The sequence below is a fragment of the Flectobacillus rivi genome (assembly GCF_030056655.1).
In the GTDB taxonomy this organism is placed as follows: Bacteria; Bacteroidota; Bacteroidia; order Cytophagales; family Spirosomataceae; genus Flectobacillus; species Flectobacillus rivi.
On sequence record NZ_JASHIE010000013.1, the window covers coordinates 187,425 to 206,356 of the forward strand.

At 38.3% G+C, this 18,932-nt stretch carries 12 protein-coding genes; 10 read left to right on the forward strand and 2 right to left on the reverse strand.

The annotated features are described in order from the left end of the window. Positions 1-228: 228 nt before the first annotated feature. The 4 genes from QM481_RS18485 (at position 229) to QM481_RS18500 (ending at position 8,434) form a co-directional block, all read left to right on the forward strand. A complete protein-coding gene (locus tag QM481_RS18485; protein ID WP_283382834.1) occupies positions 229-3,444 on the forward strand; it encodes a SusC/RagA family TonB-linked outer membrane protein in 3,216 nt (1,071 codons plus the stop codon). Between the two features lie 18 nt (positions 3,445-3,462). Next, positions 3,463-5,352, forward strand: coding sequence for a RagB/SusD family nutrient uptake outer membrane protein (locus QM481_RS18490; protein WP_166550755.1), 1,890 nt, complete (start codon positions 3,463-3,465; stop codon positions 5,350-5,352). 19 nt (positions 5,353-5,371) lie between these two features. Next, entirely contained in the window at positions 5,372-6,070 is a 699-nt protein-coding gene (locus QM481_RS18495) for a DUF3823 domain-containing protein (RefSeq protein ID WP_166550754.1), read from the forward strand. Between the two features lie 807 nt (positions 6,071-6,877). Then, entirely contained in the window at positions 6,878-8,434 is a 1,557-nt protein-coding gene (locus QM481_RS18500; protein WP_283382835.1) for a replication initiation protein, read from the forward strand. 52 nt (positions 8,435-8,486) lie between these two features. On the opposite strand, the gene QM481_RS18505 is transcribed toward QM481_RS18500, so the two are convergent. Continuing rightward, positions 8,487-9,392, reverse strand: a complete 906-nt coding sequence (locus tag QM481_RS18505) for a ParB N-terminal domain-containing protein (RefSeq protein ID WP_283382836.1) — start codon at positions 9,390-9,392, stop codon at positions 8,487-8,489. Positions 9,393-9,394: 2 nt separating this feature from the next. Continuing rightward, a complete protein-coding gene (locus tag QM481_RS18510) occupies positions 9,395-10,339 on the reverse strand; it encodes a ParA family protein (protein ID WP_166550751.1) in 945 nt (314 codons plus the stop codon). Between the two features lie 757 nt (positions 10,340-11,096). Here QM481_RS18510 and QM481_RS18515 point away from each other — a divergent pair. The 6 genes from QM481_RS18515 to QM481_RS18540 all read left to right on the forward strand — a co-directional run bounded on the left by QM481_RS18515 (position 11,097) and on the right by QM481_RS18540 (position 18,875). Next, positions 11,097-13,382: a TonB-dependent receptor gene (locus tag QM481_RS18515; protein ID WP_283382837.1), complete on the forward strand. Its 2,286-nt coding sequence runs from the start codon at positions 11,097-11,099 to the stop codon at positions 13,380-13,382. Positions 13,383-13,419: 37 nt separating this feature from the next. Further along, a complete protein-coding gene (locus QM481_RS18520) occupies positions 13,420-14,814 on the forward strand; it encodes an HmuY family protein (protein WP_283382838.1) in 1,395 nt (464 codons plus the stop codon). Between the two features lie 52 nt (positions 14,815-14,866). Beyond that, on the forward strand, positions 14,867-15,703 hold the full coding sequence (locus QM481_RS18525; RefSeq protein WP_283382839.1) for a heme/hemin ABC transporter substrate-binding protein: 837 nt from the start codon (positions 14,867-14,869) through the stop codon (positions 15,701-15,703). Positions 15,704-15,707: 4 nt separating this feature from the next. Further along, entirely contained in the window at positions 15,708-16,793 is a 1,086-nt protein-coding gene (locus QM481_RS18530) for a FecCD family ABC transporter permease (RefSeq protein WP_283382840.1), read from the forward strand. Positions 16,794-17,019: 226 nt separating this feature from the next. Then, positions 17,020-17,865 (forward strand): heme ABC transporter ATP-binding protein, encoded by an 846-nt coding sequence (locus tag QM481_RS18535; RefSeq protein ID WP_283382841.1) that lies wholly within the window; start codon positions 17,020-17,022, stop codon positions 17,863-17,865. After that, complete coding sequence (locus QM481_RS18540) at positions 17,853-18,875, forward strand: hemin-degrading factor (protein WP_283382842.1); 1,023 nt, start codon at positions 17,853-17,855, stop codon at positions 18,873-18,875. The genes QM481_RS18535 and QM481_RS18540 overlap by 13 nt, the downstream gene beginning before the upstream one ends. Positions 18,876-18,932: the final 57 nt, after the last annotated feature.

Genomic DNA, 18,932 nt, shown 5'->3' on the forward strand with positions numbered 1-18,932 from the left:
TCGAGAGAAGTTCACTATTGCATCAATATCTCCCCTAATCAAAGCAAGAATTTCTCTCGACTACATGAAAAAACAATGATAAGATAACGTGTATTTCAATCTCAAAAAAAAGTCAAGGATGCTTGTCCCATCCCTGACTGGTCGTTTGTTCATACTCAACTGATTGGCGTCAGTTGTGGATTTTTATTGCTCGAAAACTAAAACAATACGAACAAATCTTTCAAATTTATGAATCAATCTAGACTATTACTATCACCATGGATGAAAAAATCTGTGGTACAAATCCCCGTGGCCTGTTTGCTGCTCAACTTGATTGGCGTCAAGGATGTTACAGCAAAGACAACTGCGGGATTTTTAACCAGTAATTCAAGTAATGTCAGTAGCCTTATCGCCGATCAGACGGTAAAAGGTAAGGTTGTTGATGAAAAAGGCGAACCAATCGCTGGAGTAAACATTCTTGTGAAAGGAACACCCAACAAAGGAGCAAGTACCAATGCTTCAGGGGAGTTTACTATCAACGTAAGTAATCAAAATGTGACCTTGATTTTTTCTTCTATTGGCTTCGTTAGTCAAGAAGTAGCTATCAACAATCGTACGTTTCTCGAGGTAAAACTTTTAGCAGATGTAAAAAGTCTCGATGAAGTTGTAGTAGTTGGTTACGGTACTCAAAAGAAAGAATCGTTGACAGGTGCTATCTCGGTAATAACTTCAAAAGATATTGAAAAAGTACACGGGGGATCAACCGTAAGTGCGGGTTTGGCAGGTAAAATCCCAGGGGTAACTTTCCGTATGGCTGATGGTCGTCCAGGTGCGAGTGCCAATATCCAAATTCGTAACATGGGTGATCCACTTTACGTAATCGATGGTATTCAACAAGATGCTGGTCAGTTTAACAACATTGCTCCTAACGACATTGAAAGTATCTCTGTGTTGAAAGATGCTTCTGCGGCTATCTATGGGGTTCGTGCTGCCAACGGGGTTGTTGTTGTAACTACCAAAAGAGGAAAAGCTGGTTCTAAAAATACCATTAATGTAGATACCTACACTGGATGGCAAAACTGGTCGCGATTCCCAAGTGTTGTAAATGACTCTTATCAGTGGTGGTTAGGAAAGGTAGATGCTGATGTAAACCAATTTTTTACAACAGCTATGACAAAAACTGAACTTGAAAAATATAAGGTTGGAACAGAATATGGTTACCAAACTTTCAACTGGAAAGACTTTATCATTCAAGGAAATGCTCCACTTAATTCATTGAATATCAGTGCAACTGGTGGTTCAGACAAAATTACTTATTACTTATCTGCTACACGTTTAGCTCAAAGTTCGGTATTAGGTCGTGAGTTTACTTTCCAAAGAAGTAATATCCAAAGTAACGTAGATGCTCAAATCTCAAATCGTTTGAAAGTGGGCGTACAAATCAATGGTCGTATCGAAACACGTGACCAACCGGGTATCCCTGGGGCAGATGATTACTGGTTACCAAGATTTGCCATTTTGAGAAACCGTCCTTTCGAACGTCCTTATGCAAATGACAATCCAGAGTATTTGAACGATATTAAGCACAATGAAACAAACTGGGCTTATAACAACAAAAAACTAGGAGGATACTGGCGTGAAGACTGGCGTGTAATGCAAGCCAATTTTACAGGAGAATACCAAATTCCGGGCGTGAAAGGTTTGACAGCCAGAGGTATGTATTCTTACTACATTGCTGACCGTGTTATGAATGGACATGAATATACGTATCAAGCGTATACCTATAACCCAACAGACAATAGCTATAAAGTAACTGGTGGTAGTACCAACCCTTGGCGTGAAAGAGGTACTCGCAAAGTAATGCGTAATATCTATCAAGGTCAATTAAGTTATAATAATACTTTCGGAAAACATAACGTAGGAGGAGTATTTGTAACAGAACGTCAGGAACAAAGATACCAAGACCAGTGGGTTCACTCGGTGCCAAAAACAAACGTGTTGCCACTAGTGTATTTCACAACAATGGATACCTACAACGATACAGACAACGAGGAAGCTAGAATTGGTTATATCGGTCGTTTCAACTACAACTTTGCTAACAAATATTATGTTGAAGTTTCTGCTCGTCGTGATGCCTCTTGGAAATTTACTCCAGACAAACGTGTAGGTGTATTCCCTTCTGCTTCAATTGGTTGGAGAATTACAGATGAGCCTTTTATGAAAAATATTCTAGGTTCAAAAAGCATTTTGGATGATTTAAAGTTAAGAGCTTCTTACGGGGTATTGGGTGATGATAACATTGGTATTGGTGCTTATGACTACTTAACTGGTTATAACTACAACGCAGGAACTGTTATTTTGAGCGGTACGCCAGTAGTTACTAGCCGTGACAAGGGTCAACCAATCACAAACATCTCTTGGTTTAAAAGTAAGGTTACCGACATCGGTGCAGACTTTTCTTTGCTAGGCACAAAATTGACAGGTAGCGTAGATTATTTCCATCGTTTAAGAACTGGGTTGAGAGGTCGCAAATATGACATCTTAGTACCAAGCGAACTAGGTTATAGCCTTCCAGACGAAAACGTAAATAGCGACGCCCAATCAGGTGGTGAAATTGCTCTTCAATACAATAACAAAAAAGGAGATTTTAGCTACAGTATCGGTGGAAACCTTTCTTACGCTCGTAGCAAAACGGTTGAAACGTACAAACCAATTTTCAACAACTCTTGGGATAACTACCGTAACTCAATCGAGAATCGTTACACAGGGATTTTCTGGGGCTACGAAACCACTGGTCAGTTCAAAACTATGGAGGAAATCAATGCTTATCCTGTAAACATCGATGGTCAAGGAAACCGTACGCTACTTCCTGGTGATTTGATTTACAAAGACATCAACGGTGATGGTAAAATCGACCAATACGATGTTCGCCCAATTGGTTACACCACTACAGGTCAGCCAACGATAAACTTTGGCTTTAACGTATCAGTAGGTTGGAAAGGCTTCTCTCTAACAGCTGACTTCTCTGGTGGTAGCATGTACTCTTGGAACCAAAACTGGGAACAAAGATGGGCATACCAAAACGAGGGAGCACTCAATTCACTTTTGACAGACAGATGGCATCGTGCTGATCCATTCAATATCAACAGCGAATGGATTCCAGGTCGCTTCCCTGCATTCAGATACAACAACGGTGGACATAGCAATTACAACCGTAACTCTACCTTCTGGTTACAAAACGTAACTTACTTACGTGCTCGTACCCTAGAATTAGGCTATCAGTTACCAAAATCAATCTTAGATAAAATCAAAGTTCAAAGAGCACGTGTGTATATCAACGCATACAATATGTTCTCTTTCGACAATCTGAAGGAGTATGGTGTTGACCCAGAAATTGCTGACGACAATGGTTTGCAATATCCTCAAAGCAAGTTTGTTAACATCGGTCTTAACCTTTCTATCTAATTAATTTTGAATCCGAAAATGAAAAAAACGATATATAGTATTCTTTTGGCAAGTCTTGGAATTTGTTGGTCGTGTAATGATGATGCCTTCCTTGACAGAAAACCAACCAATATTTTAACAGAACAACAAGTATGGTCTAGTCCAGACCAAGCGCTGTCTGTTTTAGGCGATTTATATAACAGATATGTTGACCTTGGTACTGTAAAAAACTGGACAGCTATCTCTGACTTCAACGAAGCATTTTGGTCTGAAGCAGGACAGTATGGAAACTTCCAAAACACAGGTTGGGACTACGGTGCTTGGGGAGCATGGGATTACGGTTACATCCGTGACTTAAACCTTTTTATCCAAAAATGTAATAATGCAACTGCCCTTGACGCTGCCACAAAAGACCGCTTTTTGGCAGAAGCTAGATTCTTGAGAGCTTCGTATTATTTTGAATTGGTAAAAAGAATGGGCGGTGTGCCGTTAATTCTTGAACCTCTTACTTATGACTTTAGTGGCGACCCAACGTATTTGCGTAATCCTCGTGCTAAAGAATCGGAAGTGTATGATTTTATCTTGAAAGAATCCGATGATATCAAAGATAAACTTCCATCAAGTACTTCGGAAAAATCAAGAGCAACCAAAGGTGCCGTATTAGCCATGGCTTCTCGTGCTGCCCTTTATGCAGCATCTATCGCTCGCTATGGAACAAATACACCTGTTGTGACACTCTCAGGTGGTGAAGTTGGGATTCCAAGTAGTTTGGCTACTGGTTATTACAACAAAGCCCTAGGTTATGCTCAAGATTTGATTTCTGGAAAAGCTGGTGCTTATAGTTTGTACAACAAAAAACCAGATTTATCTGAAAACTTTGCTTCTATTTTCTATGATAAAGCAAATAACCCTGAGGTGATTTTTGTAGAAGATTTTAAACTACAATCTGGTAAAACTCACAATTTCACTGTTGTAAACCAACCACGTTATGGAGCTGAGGAAGAAGAAGGCGGACGTATTAACCCTTCTTTGAACTTTGTTCAAGCATTTGAAAAGTTGGACAATACTTATGCGCCACTTCCAACAACCAACAGCGACGGTACTCCTGTGTATTATTCGGGTATTAGCGACATTTTTGCTGACCGTGATGCTCGTTTGGCTGGTACTGTTATTCTTCCTGGAAGTAAATTTAAGGGTAGAGCAGTAGATATTTGGGCTGGTTATCAATTGGCAGATGGTTCTATTATCAGTGGTACAGACCGTGGTGCACAAAAAGTATTACCGGGTAAAACGCTAGCAGAACAAGTAGTAGGATTTGACGGACCAATCGATGGCTTTGAATTTACTGCTCAAACAGGTTTTTATTTAAGAAAATACCTTGACCCAGCAGTCGGTTCGGGTCAGCGTGGGGTGCAATCTGAAATGTGGTTTGTTCGCTATCGTTTTGGAGAGGTATTGCTCAATGCAGCAGAAGCAGCATTCGAGTTAGGTCAAAAAGACTTGTCTGCTCAATACATGAACTCGCTTCGTGCTCGTGCTGGTTTAACCAAAGCGCTTACAGCCAACGATATCAACTTCGACCGTATTGCTCACGAACGTCGTGTGGAGTTAGCATTTGAAGGTCATACGCTTTACGATATGAAACGCTGGAGAATTGCTCACCTAATTCAAGATGGGAATAGCATCTCTCCTACTGAGTTAAATTCTGAACTTGATAAAGCGACCAAACGTAATACTCAGCCGTACTCACTTTGGCCGTATCGTATCTATGCGCCAAATACAGCCAACCATGACAAATGGATTTTCAAGGTGGTGAAATTGACACGTGTAACTGGTGCTGACCGTTTCTTGATGGGTAATTACTATTCAAGAATTGGTGACGATATCATCAGTAACAACCCTAAAATTGTGAGAAACCCAAATCAATAGACATTCAATTTAATTCAATATGAAAATTTTAAAATACTTCGTTGTGCTTGCCGGACTACTTTTGGTTGCCTGTTCAAAGGATAACTATGTAGCACCATCAATTACACTCAAAGGTCGCATCGTGTATGGAGGCGAGCCTTTAAATCTCGAATACAGCCAAGTAGGTATGCAGCTTTGGGAGCCAGGTTGGGGAAAATTAGCGCCTATCGATGTAACCGTTTCGCAAGAAGGTACGTTTTCTTCTTTATTGTTTGCAGGAAAATACAAATTGATTATTCCTAAAGGTCAAGGACCGTTCATGACCAAAGCACAACAAGGTAGTTCTTCTGATACTTTGTATGTTGATTTGAAGGATAATCAAAACATCGACATAGAAGTAACTCCATATTACTTGATTAAGAATGCCAAATTCGCCAATGAAGCTGGAGTAGTCTCAACTACCTTCGATCTCAGTAAGGTTATAACGGACGCTAACGCCAAAAGTATTGAGCGTGTGAGTCTTTATATCAACAAGACGCAGTTCGTGGCTGGTAGCACAAATATCGCAGCCACAAACCTATCTGGTGCTAATGTGACTAATCTAACAGGTATCAAAATGTCTGTTAACGTTCCAACCATCAATCCAGATCAAAATTATGTGTACGCACGTGTGGGCTTAAAGATTGCTGGTGTCGAGGATATGATCTTCTCTCCTATCCAGAAAATTCAATACAAATAGTAGATACTCTACCAATGTTTTGAAGCATCATCCCTTTAGGATAGCGGCTGTTGGATTGCGGAAGTATCATCAACTTTATAAAAAAGGCGGTGTTTTTCTATATTTCCGCAATCAACAGTCCCCAATCCACTATTAATCATTCATATTATAGCCCAATTTTTCTGGAATAATCCGAAAAATTGGGCTATTTTTATCATTTTTATATAACCGATTTCACGAAATTAGGCTTAAAATCTTCGTTATTTTAAAATTAAAGCACTTTTTATATATAACCAAAATCACGATTTAATATAACCATTTTCACGGAATGCCTTTTTTATTTAACAAAATCGAACTAGCTACCTTTCATATTCACACTATTTTTTTATTCATTTAAGAAATCAAAGAAGGACTATTTTTTTTAGAGTCGATTAAAAAAAATAAACAAAAACTTTTAAAAAAACAGCAACATCTTCTTTTGTTGTTTTTATTCTTTTTTATTCTTTTTTATGTTTAAAGGCTTTGTAACTATTTGATTTACAGTTTATTGCAGATGCAACTATAACCAAAATCACGACAACTATAACCATTTTCACGAGTAACTATAACTATAATCACGATTAACCATAACCAAAATCACGGATAACTATAACCATTTTCACGAGTAACTATAACTATAACTCGACGGAGTTATAGTTATAGTTATAGTTAATTCTTTGTATATTTGTTATAGAAAGTGCTCATTATTAATGGCCATAAGCACTTTTTGGAATTCTATAGAAGATACTGAAATATCAATGTGTTGTTGATTAAACTCTGAACTGATTAATGACAAAGAAACGAACACCAGCTTTACGTAAAAAGCAAGATTATCAAGACCGATATATCATCCGAATGCAAGGTGGTAAAGCAGGACTTGTGGAAGCTACCTCTAAAATGGACATCCATGAGTTTCGTGTATTTATGGCCATGCTCACGATGGTATTGCCCGACGACGATGATTTTGCGGAATACGAAATCCGTACACAAGACATTATCAAATTATATTCTTTGAGTGATGATGGTCGATACTACGAGGCTATTCGTGATGCGGCAGAGCGTCTTTTTAATAAACGCTTTGTCATCTATGAAAAAAAAGAAGATGGCGAGATCTATAAGACGACTATTCACCTAATTGATGAAACAAGTGAACCTGTCAAGAAAAGTGAAAAAAATCGTATTCGCCTAAAGTTTAATCCCAAACTGAAACCCTATTTGTTGGAGCTCCAGAGAGAGTACCTAACCATCGATATTCGGAATATTGCAAATGTGCAAAGTCCGACATCGGTAAAGATGTACCTAATATTGAAGCATCAGTTTAATTTAGGAAACCGTCGAGCACGATATTCGGTAGCACGTTTGCGAGAAATTTTGGCGATTCAAGATAATGAATATCCGATGTATGGAAATTTCAAACAGAAGATTTTACAGAAGACGATCAATGATTTTGAGAAATACACTGACTTGGTTGTAACGCAATTGGAAGAAGAAAAAGTTGGTCGTGCTGTGGATGCCGTTATATTTCATTTAGAAGAAAAGAAAGCCCCAAAGCAATTAGAGCAGATTTCGAAAAAGCTTACCAGACAAGTCATCAAATCAACGAATGGTAGTATTGTAGTAGCTTCAAGAACACAGGATTTTATTGAAGAAATCACTCCTAGCGAAGTAATTGAGTCCACTCTCATTCAAGCAGAAGAACGTACCAGTACATTAGACCAGCTATACGAAAACGTCAGACGCTTCAGAATTGCTAAAAATACCCTCAAAAAGTGGTTAGATGGTTATTCTGAAGAGCAAGTAAAGCGTTCGATTGATTATGTGATTACAAAAATAGATAAGGGGGAAAAAATAAAAAGTGTCGGCGGCTATATCTTTAATCGTATCAAAGACGCTGATTGGGGAAATGAAGTGGTGACAAAAGAGATAAAAGTCAAACCCCAAGGTCCCTCTCCTATGGAGATTCAAAAAGCGAATCAACTACAAAGTGAATTGGAGAGATTGAAAGTTGATTTGCAAAAAGACTATTTTCAAGAGCGATTGGGGCTCGTACAAACCTTGGTTCAGGATGAGCAAGCTTTGATTGCGCAATTGATGTTACAGCTTAAAAATGATAATGTAACTGAAAATCCGAATATCTTAGCTGAGCTTGCCCAAGCAAATTATCAGTTGTATCCTGAGTTGGATAATGTGCAAGAGTTTTTGGTGAACTTTGATAAAGGGGGAATTTTTCAAGGATATATGTTCGAGAAAGTGGAGAAATTATATCCAACAAAATTTGCTAAAATAAGAGAAGATTTTCAAGCAAAAGCTTTAGCAAACGGACTTAACGCAAATACCTTTTTTTAAAGTTTGAAGGTCTATCAAATGGTCAAAATGACCATTTGATAGACCTTCATTTTTAGAATACTTTCTTAAAATTATTGAAAGATTTTTGAGCTTCGTCCAAATCTATCTTGCTTCTAGAGGCGAAAGCAATTCTTATTTTTTCCAAAACATCTTCATACAAAGTCTCAATAGCAGGTTCTTCTATGGCTACGATCGAACTCGGTGCTTGGTTTTGAGATACAATTGCTTCGAATTGAGAAAGATCTTCAATTGGTTGTTCGACTACTTGCTTGGATAGTTTTTGAACCTTAGCTTTTTCAATTTTTGCTTTTCCAGAAAGAACTTCATTTCTTAATTGAGTACTAAACTTTTCGAGACCAGCAGCAAACTCAGCATCACGACGAATGGTTTTTTCTGAAACATTATATTCTTCCGCAAGCTTTTTAGCTGTAGAACTCTCTTGGGAACTATCAGCTATCAATTGGTCATTTTGACCATTAGATAGTTCCTTTTTGAAGTTCAAACCAACATTAATTTTTTCGGTTTGATAACGGAGTCCTCGAAGGTAAGAAGCTTGTTGAGGATTCAAATTACGACGACCCAATTGAAGGTCAATCATGTATTCCTTGGCTTCTTTAATAGAGTCGAAAGGCACCAACTGAACATTGAAATTAATCCCCAACTCGCTACAAATGTTGTAACGGTTGTGCCCATCTACCAACACATAAGCGGCTTCTTCTGCCGACCCTGTTCCAATGATTTCTTTAGTTGTTTCCCATACTAAAAGAGGGTCTTTGCAACCATCCTTTAGTAGGTTTGAACGTAATTGTTCATATTCCTGAGGTAATAGAGGTGGAATAAAGTCTCTTAGTTCGTCGAGAATTGTGATATTGGTTTTGATTTTTTCGACATAACTAAAAGAGTTGGTAATAGCTTCCCTTGCTTTAGATTTCAAGGTGCTTTTAAAATCTTTTGCCATAATTAGAATAGGGTTAAATATTCGGCACAGAAGGTATCATAACATTTTGCAGCTTCCGAATCTTTGTCGTACATCCTGATAGGAATTTGCTCAATTTGGGCTTTTTGAAAAGCAATCAAGTGTCGAATTTCATTACTAAAAATACGAACATGATTAAATTCTTCACGAACTAAATCTTTGATTCCATTGTGAACGGTATTGTTTCGAACCATGGTAAATACAATTCCATCCACCTGCAAAGAAGGGTTAAAGATTTGTCTAGCTTCTGAAACACGTTCCAAAAGAGTATTCAATCCTTTCAAGGCTGACATTTCAGGAAGCAAGGTAATCAAGCAACTATTAGATGCCTGCATGGCACTCATCGTAAGGATATTCAATGACGGAGGGCAGTCAATCAAAATGAAATCGTAGTTTTCACTCAGCCTCGAAATGAGAATTTTAAGACGTTGCTCTCCTCCTACTTTATTGATTAACTCGGTTTCAGCTTTGGACAACTCAATATCTGATGGACAAATATAAAGGTTGTCTGCCACCTGATAACTTGGTAGGTCTTGAAGTTTTACCAAGCTAGTGTACACCTGTTTTTCGTCTTGGATATCAACGTCAAAAATCTGACTCAAATTGCCTTGTGGGTCAAGGTCGATAAGTAATACCTTAAAGCCTTTTTTAGCAATGGCTTCACCCAAATAACCAGTAGTTGTAGTTTTGCCTACTCCACCTTTGTGATTGATAACGGATACAACTCTGGCTTTCTCGAATAACTCTGGTGAGTAGCCATAAGCTGTCAAAACTGGCAATAAAGATTCTACGTGTTTATCACTTAGTTTTCTTTCACCTTTAAGTGCTTTTGCTATAGTATCTTTAGGTAAATTTGCTTCACGTTCAAGCGTAGCAATCGACAAGGCATTACGCCTTCTGATAAATCTAAGCAGTTGGTCTTGTATCATTTCTTTTGCATGTAATTATATACAAATATAGTTATTTTGCATGATTTTTTATGCAAAATAATGAAGAAAATTTTTACTTATCTAATGGTCATTTTGACCATTAGATAAGCTTCTCTTCTTTTGTGCGAATTGCAGAAATCTATCAAAAAACTATTTCTATCTAATGGTCATTTTGACCATTAGATGAGTGTCTCTTCTTTTAGAAGAATCGTAGAAATCTGTCAAAAAACTATTTCTATCTAATGGTCATTTTGACCATTAGATGAGCTTCTCTCCTTTTGTGTGAATTGCAGAAATCTGTCAAAAAACCATTTCTATCTATTGGTCATTTTGACCATTAGACGAGTGTCTCTTCTTTTAGAAGAATCGTAGAAATCTGTCAAAAAACTATTTCTATCTAATGGTCATTTTGACCATTAGATGAGTGTCTCTTCTTTTAGAAGAATCGTAGAAATCTGTCAAAAAACCATTTCTATCTATTGGTCATTTTGACCATTAGACGAGTGTCTCTTCTTTTAGAAGAATCGTAGAAATCTGTCAAAAAACCATTTCTATCTAATGGTCATTTTGACCATTAGATGAGACGGCCATTTTCTAGATGATAAAGACTATTTTGAAAATTATTTAAAATGATTCTAAATAATACTTGACAATTCAATTCTTTTTTACATACCTTTGTATAGTTATTTATATTGAGTCTAAATAAAAATAATAAAAGTATTTAAGAATATTACTTATTTGAATTAGCGTCAAATCCATGAGATATAAGTGTGTTGTGTTATTGTTGCTATGTTTGGCAGCAAGCTGGCAAGTATTTGCCCAAGAAATAATAGTAGAAGGAAAAATTACCAATACGGAGGGATTCCCAATAGAAGGTGCTACTATCCTATTGCTAAAATCTGGCAAAGGAACTGTGAGTAAATCAGACGGAAGTTTTAGTTTAAAGGTTACTCAAAAGCAGACGGAACACGTTAAAATTAGCTCAGTTGGGTATGAAACTGTCGAGAATGCACTCGATTGGGAGAAGCCTACAAAAATCCAAGTGTCCTTAAAACCTTCGGTAAAGAACCTTGACGAAGTAGTTGTAACGGGACAGTCACATGGTCAAACGCTCCGTAATTCTGTTTATCAAGTAAGAGTTATCGATAGAGCAAGAATAGAACAGCGGGCAGCTACCAATGTGATGGGAGTTTTGAATAATGAAATAGGTTTCAGGTTTTCGAATGATATGGCTTTAGGTACAACGGATATTCAGTTGATGGGTATGTCGGGTAGAAATGTCAAGATATTATTAGACGGAGTTCCGATGCTTGACCGTGGAGATACACGAGAAAGCTTGAATCAGATAGATATTAACAGCATCGAAAGAATCGAGATAGTGGAAGGTCCTATGTCGGTCAACTATGGAACAGACGCCTTGGCAGGGGTAATCAATATTATTACGAAAAAAGGAAATACGAATCATTGGAGTCTGTCAGCTAAAGTTCAAGAAGAAACGGTGGCAAATGAATACGGTTTTAGTAAAAATGTGGGAGATGTTTGGAATGGCGTACATCTACAAAGTATTACTGGAACGTGGCAACATAAGGCTCTATCCTTTTCGGCAGGTTTGACCAACCAAAGTTTTGGTGGCTGGCAAGGTAGTTCAACAGGAAGAAATAAAGAATGGTTGCCTAAAACACAAATGCTAGCGAATGCCAAGTTGGGCTATCGATTGAAAAATGCTGAATTCTATTATCGATTAGATGGTCTAGATGAAGATATTGTCAATCTTGGAACAGTTAACATCAACACGAATCAAGCACGAGACCAGCGCTTTTTAACATCAAGACTAATGCACCAATTTCAAGGAAATTGGCACGCAAATGAAAAACTGACGGTAAATTTCTTAGCAGCCTATACCGACTATCAGCGCAAAACACAAACCTCAATTTTGGATTTGAATACGGGTAAAAGAACGCTTTCGCTTGGTGCAGGAGAACAAGATATTTCAAAATTTAATAACGCTATGATGCGAGCTACCGCATATTATAGATGGTCGAAGTTGTTGAATTTACAAGCTGGTTTTGAAATCAATGCAGACCGAGCTAGCGGAGCCAGAATTGAGGGTTCGCCTAGTATCAATGACTATGCACTATTTGTAGCGCCAGAAATTAATCTTGACTCAGTTGTGTTGATTCGTCCTGGATTTCGAATAATCAAAAATTCGGTATATGCTGCTCCTCCATTGATACCTGCATTGAATGTGAAGATAAAATTGAGTCAACATTGGGATTGGCGTATGGCGTATGCACAAGGATTTAGAGCTCCTGCCTTGAGAGAACTATATTTTAATTTCTTTGACGCAAGTCATTCAATCAAAGGCAATCCTAATTTGAAAGCAGAAAACTCAGACAGCTTCAATGCCTCACTGACTCGAATAGGCAATATTGGGAAGTTTCAACATAAATCAACGTTGACGGGATTTTATAATGATTTCAGAAATTTGATAAGCTATGGGACTGATCCAACGAACCCAAGTGTTTCGCAAACGATAAATATCGACAGATTCAAAACAACTGGTTTTACAATTGAACAAACGTTAGCAACTCAAAAATTACGTGCCAGCTTGGGGCTTTCATACATTGGCAGATACAATCAACTGTTGAGTAACGAGAGCTTGGCGAATACGGCTATGGAAAGTTTTTTATGGTCGCCAGAAGTAAATACCAATGTGAGCTATACACTAGGCTCAGGTACTACATTGGGTTTGTTTTATAAGTTTACAGGAAAGCAACCTGCCTATCAAGCCACTACTGATGCACAAGGGAATGCTACAGCAAAGTTGACTGAGATAGGAAGTTTTCACTGGGCAGATTTTACCATAACCCAAAAACTAAAGCATGGCTTTCAACTTAACGCTGGAGTCAAGAATCTAGCGAATGTTACACGCTTAAATAATACAGGTACAACCTCAGGCTCGGCGCATAGTACGAGCGGACCCGTGCCAATGAGTTATGGACGCTCCTATTTTGCAGGTATAACTTATCAGATTCATCAATAAAATTTTGTAACTCATTCTCATAAATTAAACGAAAACAATGAAGTATTTTTCTCAATTATTAGGAGCATTACTTTTAGGTGGTGCTTTGGTGGTATCGTCATGCAAAGACACAGAGATTGCTCTACCCGATAACCTAGCACAATTTGAAGCAACACAACAAGGAATTGATGCCGCTACAACAGAATCAGTGATCAAAGTAAAGCTTTCGAGAGCTGTAGAATCTGCGACTTCTGTTACTTTACAATTGGCGGCAACAGGGCTTACTTATGGAACTGAGTTTACAACAGAACCTGCCGCAAGTAATAATCAGATTACTTTACAAATCCCAGCGGGAAGTAGCGAGACATCTTTTAAACTAACTAAAAAAGCAGGTATTTTTCTGAGTGGCTCAGAGTCACTCGCTGTAAAAATTGCTTCAACGACCAACTCAATTTTGGTTGGAATTAATGCAGAATTGACCGTGAAATTTACAGCAATTGTGTCTGATGGCTCAACACTCAAACTCAATGGTGGAACTGGAGGTTCCTCGGCAGTCAATTCCGTTTGGGTAGACTTTAGTAATAATAGTCAAACCGCTGTAGCTCGTGCTGCTTGGGATTTGGGTTTTTATACAGGAAATACTTTTTCCGTAAAAATTAATAACCTGACTGCTGCAACAGCTATTGCAACAACTAAGACAGATATAAATCAAGTTTCCTCTGCCGATACAGTAGGTAAAAACTTGACACTCGGTTATGAAACAGCTCATTTTGCCTTGGTGGATGATGTGACAGGAGATATTTCTAAAACGGTAATAGCAGCGGTTTCGGCAACTGATGCAGACAATAAAGTATATATTTTGAATAGAGGAACTGGTGGGGCTATTGCCAAGAAAGACTTGATCAAACTACGTGTATTGAGAAATGCATCAGGAGGATATACTTTACAATATGCCAAACTAAATGAAACAAGCTATCAAACTATGACGATTGCTAAAGATGCTTCATTGCAGTTTGTGTACACCTCTTTCGATAGCACAAGTCCTGTTTCGGTAGAGCCAGCCAAAGAAAAATGGGATATTCAATGGACAGGAGCTTTGTATAAAACAGCACTATCAGCAACCGCAGATATTCCTTATTATTTTTCCGATCAAGTCTTTATTAACCATTTGGCGGGCGTGCAAGCCGCAGAGGTGTTGACTAGTACCGTAAGTTATGATGCCTTTGCCGAAAGTAATATTAGTACAGTAACGTTTAGCAATAACCGTTCGATAATTGGCGCTAATTGGAGAGCCACTACAGGAACAGTTGGTGTAAAAACAGATAGATTTTATGTAGTAAAAGATGCCACAGGAAATGTCTATAAATTGAAGTTTTTAAACTTTACTTCTGCTGATGGTGGAGAAAGAGGCTATCCCAATATTGAATATAAATTGGTGAAAAAAGCACAGTAGTTTAAGGAAGAAAAGATATCAAGTGTAAAAGAACTTTCACTTAAAAAAGGTTATGAAAAAACTCATTTTAGGGTATTTATTGCTTTGCAATATTTCTCTTTTCGCACAATCAAAAACACCAAGAATCGTCTCTATCAGTGGCGCTGTTACAGAGATATTGGTTGGCTTAGGTTTGCAAAACCAGATTGTTGGCACAGATGTAACCTCCAATTATCCTGCCTCAATCGAGAAACTCCCGAAGGTAGGACACAACAGAGGCATAGGAGCTGAAGCAACTTTGGCATTACAGCCTACCATTGTAATTGGGACAAAGGATGAAAAAGGAAGTTCTTTTTTGAAACCAGAAGTAGAATCGCAATTCAAATCGGCGGGAGTAAAAGTTCAGATGTTTACTCAAACCTATACCGTAGATGGTACGAAGAAACTCATAGATGAAGTAGCGTCATATTTTGGGAAAAAAGCCGAAGCACAACGATTAAAGCAGCAAATTGATGTGTCACTGAAGCAAGTCAAAAAACTTAAATCTTCGCCTAAAGTTTTGTTTATCTACGCACGAGGTATGGGAGCATTGTCGGTGGCAGGTAATGGTACTTCTGTGAAAAGTTTGATAGAATTGGCAGGAGCACAAAATGCTGTCAATGATTTTGAGAATTTCAAACCACTCACTCCTGAAGCGCTGGTAGCCGCTAATCCAGATTATATTCTATTGTTTGATTCTGGTTTAGAAAGCATTGATGGCACAGCAGGATTATTAAAAATTCCTGGAGTAGCACAAACTACAGCAGGAAAGAAAAAGCAATTTATCACCATGGACGGAGCAATGCTAACGGGTTTTGGTCCGAGAGTAGGCTTAGCAGTTTTGGAACTGAATAAAAAAATTAACCTTTAAATCTATGAATAATTCGGCTGAAGTACGGTTTGTAGACACGCTATTGACAAGCAAAACTAGCTCTTTTACCAAAAATGGACTCATTCTTCTTGGTCTGACATTGGTACTAATCACTGTAAGTTTGTGGGCAGCAGGCTTGGGTGCAGTAGCAATTTCATTCCGTGATGTTTGTTATATTTTAGGTCAAAAGTTAGGACTTGTTAGTGGTGCTGTCGACGACCAAGCCAGTGTAATCCTTACTGTAATTCGCTTGCCTAGGGTATTGATGGGGATTTTGATAGGGGCGATATTGGGCATGACAGGAGCTTCCATTCAAGGTCTTTTTCGGAATCCATTAGCCGACCCGGGTCTGATTGGTATTTCGTCGGGGGCTTCGCTATTTGCGGTATCAATGATTGTGTTAGAACTTCATTGGTTGAGCGAATGGCAAATGCTCGGTCTGTTTGGGATGTCTATTATGTCATTTATAGGCGCTTGTTTAACGGCTTTTGGAGTGTATCAATTATCCAAAGTCGAAGGAAAAGCCTCTGTTTCCAATATGCTTTTAGCAGGAATCGCCATCAATGCTCTTTGTGGAGCTATTACAGGCTTGTTGACTTATCTGGCAAACGATGCTCAGTTACGAAGTATTCAGTTTTGGGGACTAGGAAGTTTGGGTGGTGCGACTTGGGAAACGCTTCAAGTAGGCGCAATAGGGTGTTTTTTGCCTTTGGTTGCTATTCCAAGATTGGGGAAATCGCTTAACGCCTTTGCCTTAGGCGAAGGTCAAGCACAACATTTAGGAATCAATGCCAAACGTTTGAAAATTCAATTGATTTTATTGACAACATTAGGTGTTGGAATTTCCGTAGCGCTTTGTGGTACAATCGGGTTTGTAGGTTTAGTGATTCCGCATATCACCCGAATGCTGGTGGGACCCGACCATCGAATTGTTTTGCCAGCATCGGCGTTGATGGGCGCTATTTTATTGACTTTAGCAGATTTGATTGCAAGGACGATTGTTGCGCCAGCTGAGTTGCCTATTGGCATCGTCACGGCTATTGTTGGAACGCCAAGTTTTATCGCGATACTTATCAAAAATCGTCGATAGGAGAAATTGAGTTATTAGTTAATAGTATATAAGTTATTGGAATACGCTTGTAATCAGCAGAATATCTACAACGTATGTCATAGGAATAATTATTCATGCAGAATTAGATTGTTTAGGCAACAGGCACAAGGCAAAGAGTGTTAGAATGTTTTAATAACCAAAGACATGCTTTTTCCAAAAGCCCACTGCCGAAAGCCGATACCTGTTTGCCCAAACCCATTATAACATGATTGAAGTTCAAAATATCAATTATAGCATTAACAAACGACAACTTTTAAGTCAGGTGAGTTTTAACTTTTCTAGTGGAAAACTCTTGGCAATCATGGGTGCTAATGGCGCTGGAAAATCTACTTTACTGAAAGTATTGAGTAAAGAATTGCCTTATCAAGAAGGTAAAGTTAGATTGGCACATCGTAATCTAAATACTTATCGCTCGGATGAACTAGCCCAGATAAGAGCAGTATTAGTACAACAAAATACCCTAGCATTTGAATTCAAAGTGGATGATTTGGTAATGATGGGTCGGTACCCGCATTTTACTTCTCGACCCAACGCCCAAGATCGAGCTATTGTGGAATATTGTTTAAACCAAACAGGTATCGCCCATCTTGCCAATCGTACTGTACATACATTATCAGGAGGCGAGCAACAACGTGTGTATTTGGCAAAAGTCATGGCGCAATTGCTCGACTACGAATCGCTATTTGATAAAAATTATAGGTCAGAGCAACCCAAATATCTGTTTTTGGACGAGCCTGTAACAGGGTTGGATTTATTTCATCAACAACAATTATTGACAACCGTAAAAGAGTTAACGCATAAAGGTTTTTGCGTAGTGGCGATTCTTCACGATTTGAACTTGGCGATGCAATTTGCAGATTCGGTGCTATTACTCAAAAAAGGAAAAATCGTGGATTACGGCGTCACACAAAAGGTTTTACAACCCGATGCTATTCATGAAACCTTTGGGATTCAAGTAAAATTATTTCAGGATAGCCAATTGGATTATCCCTTTATTATTCCATTTCAAGAAAATATTTATCATAAAACAGCAAGGATATGTCAAGTGTAACCCTTTCTCTCAAAGAGATATATCAAAATTTTCAAAACGAAAATCCTAAAGTTAGAATAAGAGACGCCGCCAAGCAATTGGGTGTTTCTGAAGCAGAATTGCTAGCCACCTCAATTGGTGAAGGTGTGGTACGACTGAGTGGGGATTTTAGAGAGTTGATGAAACAAATTCCTTCGTTGGGATATGTGATGGCGCTGACTCGTAACGAAAGCTGTGTGCACGAACGCAAAGGAAAATACGAAAAGGTCTCATTCAACAACCACGTTGGGTTGGTACTAGGCGAAGATATCGACCTACGTTTGTTCATGAGCCATTGGAAATTTGGTTTTGCTGTTGAGTCTCAAAACAAAAGTCTTCAGTTTTTTGATGAAAATGGAAATGCTGTTCATAAAATCTTTTTGCAAGAAAGTAGCAATGTAGCGGCCTACCAAGACATTGTTTCTAATTTTCGAGATACTGAACAATCAGAATTGTTGGAGGTAATTCCTGAAATTGAATTTATGGCTCCGCCAGCTAATCCTGATTTGGATGTTGAGGCATTTCAGGAAGCTTGGTTAAAATTGGAAGATACCCACCAGTTTTTTCCTTTATTACAAAAATTTGGGGTAAATCGTCAGCAAGCTTTGGCTTATGCACCTGAAGGATACGCACAAAAAGTTTCGGTGGAGCAAGTAAAACAGGTGCTAGAAGAAGTATCAAGTACAAATACAGATATTATGATTTTTGTGTCGAGCAAAGGCTGTATTCAAATTCATACAGGCTTGGTGCAAAAGTTGGTATCTATGGGACCTTGGTTCAATGTACTGGATCCACAATTCAACCTACATTTGCGTGAAGATCATATTGCTGAAGCTTGGCTCGTGAAGAAACCAACCAACGATGGCATAGTTACAAGTTTGGAATTATTTGATGAAAATTTCCAACAAATTGCCTTGATTTTTGGAAAAAGAAAACCAGGCAAACCAGAATTAGAAGCTTGGCGAGTAGCCTTGGAGAAATTTATAAACTAATGATTGATTTTGTAGAATCGGTACCGTTTGTGGTACCGATTTCTTTTTGAGTAAAAA